The 5,169-nt window shown below is 39.3% G+C and carries 4 protein-coding genes and 2 pseudogenes; 3 read left to right on the top strand and 3 right to left on the bottom strand.

Going from position 1 to position 5,169, the window contains the following annotated elements; translation table 11 throughout:
- The first annotated feature begins 245 nt into the window (after positions 1–245).
- A complete protein-coding gene (locus EI164_RS14530) occupies positions 246–842 on the top strand; it encodes a DUF4377 domain-containing protein (RefSeq protein WP_192520638.1) in 597 nt (198 codons plus the stop codon).
- 67 nt (positions 843–909) lie between these two features.
- Here the strand turns inward: EI164_RS14530 and EI164_RS14525 are convergent, their stop codons facing one another.
- The gene (locus EI164_RS14525; RefSeq protein WP_192520637.1) at positions 910–1,188 is read right to left on the bottom strand and encodes a peptidylprolyl isomerase; all 279 of its coding nucleotides are present in this window, start codon (positions 1,186–1,188) and stop codon (positions 910–912) included.
- Between the two features lie 372 nt (positions 1,189–1,560).
- Here EI164_RS14525 and EI164_RS14520 point away from each other — a divergent pair, with 372 nt between their 5' ends.
- Together EI164_RS14520 and EI164_RS14515 are read left to right on the top strand one after the other, a co-directional pair.
- On the top strand, positions 1,561–2,388 hold the full coding sequence (locus tag EI164_RS14520; protein ID WP_192520636.1) for an alpha/beta fold hydrolase: 828 nt from the start codon (positions 1,561–1,563) through the stop codon (positions 2,386–2,388).
- A gap of 612 nt (positions 2,389–3,000) precedes the next feature.
- The gene (locus tag EI164_RS14515; RefSeq protein ID WP_192520635.1) at positions 3,001–4,275 is read left to right on the top strand and encodes a tyrosine-type recombinase/integrase; all 1,275 of its coding nucleotides are present in this window, start codon (positions 3,001–3,003) and stop codon (positions 4,273–4,275) included.
- Positions 4,276–4,304: 29 nt separating this feature from the next.
- On the opposite strand, the pseudogene EI164_RS14510 reads toward EI164_RS14515, so the two are convergent.
- Positions 4,305–4,979: pseudogene (locus EI164_RS14510) on the bottom strand (TauD/TfdA family dioxygenase); the annotation flags it as partial.
- A 39-nt stretch (positions 4,980–5,018) separates the two neighbouring features.
- A pseudogene (locus EI164_RS17160) lies at positions 5,019–5,169 on the bottom strand (IS30 family transposase); the annotation flags it as partial.

Below are 5,169 nucleotides of genomic sequence, written 5' to 3'. Positions count from 1 at the left end.
TGACTATCTCTGCGAGCAGTTACGCTCGCCTAGACTGATTGTTGCGTAAGTCCTAATTTATATCAACAGACTGCTAGCCTCAGCATCAGTAATAAAAACTGCTTTAAGCTATTTCATAGAGCACTAAAAACAAGTATCTAAATCAATCATAATAAGGATATATCATATCGTTTATTAAATACGGCACCTTGGCACTAATTGCCACGTCCTCTCTAACTGCGTGTAGCAGTCATAACCAAACCAACTTGAATGATAAAACGAGTGTTAGCCAAATCGAAGATAGTAACTCATTCATCAATACCCTAAAACCAAGCAGTGCTGAAGCGATAATTGGTCAAATAACGGGTATTATTTCACAAGACAGAAGTCAGCAAAAAGTTACTATCGTAGCCCAAGATAGAAAGTCCTATACCGCATCTATTAGTAAAGCCAATTTTGGTCAGCAGAATGCTTATCAAATGCAAAAATTGGCGATAGGTGACTATATAGAAGTCAAGGGTGATATAGAAATAACAGACAAGCAATCAAAGCCAGATGGCGAACGTCAGCTAACTGTACATGCCATGCCATATGTATTACGCAAAATCATCGTCGCTGACCATCAAGTAAACTGTGTAGGCGTCGCGCCACAATCATGCCTGTTAACAAAGCCAGCTGACCAAACGGATAGTCAAACAGATTGGCAGTACAGATATAGTGATATAGAGGGTTTTGATTATGAACCTAATTATGAGTATACCTTGCTTATCAAAAACACAGCCGTTGCTATGCCACCTGCTGATGCATCATCAGTACAGAGCGGGCTGGTACAAGTCATTGAAAAGAAAAGAACCCAACCCTAGTGATTAAAATGCAACCCCAAGGCAGCAGAGTGCAAGAGGTACACGCTGGTATGGCTGGCGAGGACACTTACGTCCGATAAAGCACTTTCACCACATGCCAACCAAATTTGGTTTTCACTAAATGCGGGGTGAAAAGTTCACCAGTAAAGCAGACTTTATCAAATGGCGGTACCATGTCGCCTTTTTGAAACTCACCTAAGCTACCGCCTTTTTTACCTGATGGGCAGGTTGAATATCGCTTAGCGAGCACATCAAACTTGGCACCCTTTTTAAGCTTGGCAATAATGTCTTCAGCCTGTTCTTTGTGTTTTACTAAAATGTGTAATGCGCTAGCGGTACGAGCCATAAGGTAGACCTTTTATAAAATATTGATTATTGGAGTATTATATCACTACTTATTATCTATAGTTGATCATGAGATATTGATACCGCTAAACAGCATCAAGTTGCCATTTAATACGTTAAAAGGTGTTTTTTTAAACTTTACAACATTATAAATTATTTAGGCATTTCAACAAACTCATAACGTTCGAGGTACAAACCAATAACCGTTAAAGCCATAATTTTCTTACTATTAATGTATGATGAACATCACTTTCTTCGGGTTGGTCTGCTTTACCTGACTTTAAAATAACAATTTTTGATACAACACCAGAACGACTTTTCTTACCCGCAGGATGGCCTCACAATCATTGATAGTCATTTTTAGGAGAACGCTATGAGTACTCAAATAACAAAAAACCATACGTACATTGATGGGCATAAAATTGCATTTTTGGAACAAGGCTCAGGTAGTCCGATAATTCTGCTACACGGGATTCCAACCAACAGCCTTATGTGGCGAAATATCATTCCAGAGCTTGCAAAGACACATCGTGTCATCGCCCCTGACCTTCTCAATTATGGTAAATCTGACAAACCAAACGATGCAGATGTGTCCATTAACGCTCAGAGTAGCATAATCGCAAAACTCATGGACGTCTTAGGTGCGCGGCGTGCTGATATTGTTGGGCATGATATTGGTGGCGGTATTGCGCAATTGATCGCAGTTAATTATCCAGAGAAAATTCGTAAGCTTGTCTTGATAGATAGTATCTGTTTTGATTCGTGGCCTATTCCAGAGTTTGAACCCTTGCAAGAGCCTGGCGCTGAGTCTGATATGAGCTCGGAGGATTTTTTAACCATGATGCGAGGCTTCTTACCAAAAGGCGTACAAGATAAGAGCATCATGACGGATGAGCTTATAGATATGTATCTTGAACCTTGGTCGACTGAAGATGGTAAGCATGCCTTTTTCCGTAACCTTGAACGGTTAAACAAGGAGTATACTCAGGCTATTGCTGACGATCTGAGTAACCTTCAGCAACAGACACTTATTATGTGGGGAGATCAAGATCCTTTCCAAAAACCGGACTATGCGCCAAAGTTAGTAGAAACGATTCCAAATGCGGAACTTGTTTGGATCAAAGATGTCGCTCATTGGTTAATTGACGAAAAACCTGATGAAATTGCAGAACACCTTAATCAGTTTTTAGCCAAGGCATAAAAGTCTATAAACAACCAACACAGCGCTTCACTAAGCTACGACTCAATTGTGGCTGAGTGAAGCGTTTTGAGTGTTTTGTATGACAGGAAATAAAATTGCTTATCAAATCATTTATCGCTCTGCTCAACCCCTCTTATTAATTGCCAATTCTTTAAATCCACACATTTACACACTGCTTTAAAAAGTACCTTAAAAACACCTCAAAATAATACTCTCTAAATTTGCACAGAACAGTACTATCACCCCTATTTTATTATTCTATGCTCGTACGCGAGCACTAATTAGGTAATAAATTCTTTGTAACTACTGATAAATATAGGTTACAGAGATTTTTTTCTTTAAATTTATGTACTGAAATTTTAGATAAAAACGATATTTATAGCATTTCAAGTGATAAATACATCACCCAATCGCTATTGTCTTAATTGTTGGTACATTATGCTATAATCATCCCCAAGTGAACCTTGGGGATGATTGTTAGTTAAACTGCTTTTTATAAAGGAATTTTTATAAATAAAAATATTCAAGGTGTCCATCAAGGTATCCAATAGTCAAGACAGTGATGGCTATATTCAATTAACGGTATCACCAACCATTACGACGGATATAAATATGGCAATCAACGACCTTAGTGATATCAATCAGCTGACCACTCAAAGCAAGACCTATTCAGTTCGTGTATCAGGTATGGCAGGTTTGAGCGTGCAAGTCTCACCAAGCGGCAAAAAATCATATTACCTGCGTTACGCACATCCGCATATTAAAGGCAAACGTCCCAAAATCATGATGGGTAGTATTGAAGAGGTCAGTTTATATGAGGTTAAGTATAAGGCAGAATCTATACTCGCCCTTGTAGCAAAAGGGGTTGACCCCAAAGCGCGTCACCAAAAGGAAAAAACCCATAAATATGCGCACTTAAAAAACGCACCTTTTTCTGAGGTGGCTCAGGCATGGCGTGCCAATAAAATGGCGACTCGCCATAAGGGTAAAGGCAATAAAGCAGGGTTTAGCGATTCAACACTTAAATTTTGGGATTTATGCTTAGGATATATGTGCGCTGAGATTGGCGATTTGAGGATGAACGACATTACCAGCGAAGTTATTTTAACGGTGTGTGAGTCGATTCAAAATAATAAGAACCAAGCGGCGTTCGTTGGGGCCAGTACTAGGCTCTATACAGAAAAAGTGTTTTCATTTGCGGTGGCGCGCGGCTTGTGTGATAGGAATGTGGCTATAGATACCCGAGGAGAGCTGGCACCTGCCAACTCAGGCAGGCACTTACCAGCCATCACCAAGCCAGATAAATTCGCAACCTTATTACAAGACATGGCATCATTCAATGGTGCGAGTACGATTACCATTGCCGCCATCAATTTATTACCTTATGTGTTTGTGCGTAGTATTGATTTGCGTTCTATGCGCTGGCAAGACATAGATTGGGACAAACGTATATGGGCGTTTTCTCCAACCAAAGGCCAAGGGCGTGATGATATGGTGTCAGATCTAGTGGTGCCATTAGCGGCGCAGGTCATTGCAAGACTGCAAGAGATACAAGCTATCACTGGTCATAAAGAATATGTGTTTTCATCAATGCGCACTTCAAGTAATGCTTATATCAGTAAAGCAGCACTGGTACAGGTATTTCATCGGCTTGGCTATAAAAATGTGCAATGTGCCCATGGATTTCGGGCATCAGCTAAAACCCTACTGATGGAGCAGCCTGATCTGCGCTATTCAGACATCGTCACAGAGCTGCAGCTAGGTCATCGTATCAAAGATACTCATGGCGGTGCCTATAATCGCCTTGATGAAATAGATACCAGAGTAAAGATGATGCAGGATTGGGCAGATTATATAGATACACTTCGGTGTTGCACCCAAGCATAATGTCATTTAAATATGAGCCTTATAGTATTTTATGAAAACCCATTCTTACCAGGAAAGTCTGGAGCCAAAGCTCTTGCATTTGTCATTTTCAACCAAAGTCTAACCAGTTTTCGGTTTTTATCTTGATCTTCATAATCTTCAAAAGATTTTCTTGAATGCATCACTACATAATTATTACATAGCTGAATATCACCCGGTTCAAGCATCATATCTAGTCTATATTCAGGTCGATGGCTTATTTCATCGAATATATCAAGGGCATCAGTCTGAACACGTGAGATTGGAATATTTATTTTTTCATGACCTAATTCTATATATTTTCTTAAATAGCGACATGCCAACTTTCCTTCCCAATAACTAAAAATTGGACTTATAGACGGGTTATTACTGCCTAAATGATGATAATAGGCAGGGTGATAATAATAAGCCAAATATTCAGGATATTCTTTTAAGATTGTATTATAGACAGATGCAAAGCTGACCAAACTGCTTTCACCGCCTATTTTAGCTTTCCTGATTGAGATCAAGCCCACTACGTCAGATAGGTCTGAGTGATATGGCAGGTACGCATTGGTTTGATAAACCCGAGTCTCTTTTTTTGATAAATCTCCTACATTTTCAACATATCCTAATAATTGTTTATCCTTATTTTGATATACAGAGTCACCTAAATAGACGCCCAAAATATAAAACATATCTATTAACGCTTCTTCATTACTTAGATTAACACACCAAGTGCAACGCTAATTAATATTATAGAACGCCTGCATAGGCGTCTTAAACCCTAATCGTTTTCTTGGTCTGTTGTTTAATTTGTTCTCAATGTCCTGCATCTCATCATCAGAGACTTGTCTAAAGTCACAACCCTTAGGCAAGTACTCTCTGATAAGGCCG

Origin of the sequence: Psychrobacter sp. FME13 (assembly GCF_014861395.1) — a bacterium.
Classification (GTDB): Bacteria; Pseudomonadota; Gammaproteobacteria; order Pseudomonadales; family Moraxellaceae; genus Psychrobacter.
This window is presented reverse-complemented; position numbering and strand designations above follow the sequence as displayed.

What these genes read in the sequence shown, in the direction of transcription:
- EI164_RS14515 (WP_192520635.1), top strand. Translation starts at nt 3,001, where the DNA reads ATGGCAATCAACGACCTTAGTGATATCAATCAGCTGACCACTCAAAGC.
- EI164_RS14520 (WP_192520636.1), top strand. Translation starts at nt 1,561, where the DNA reads ATGAGTACTCAAATAACAAAAAACCATACGTACATTGATGGGCATAAA.
- EI164_RS14525 (WP_192520637.1), bottom strand. Translation starts at nt 1,188, where the DNA reads ATGGCTCGTACCGCTAGCGCATTACACATTTTAGTAAAACACAAAGAA.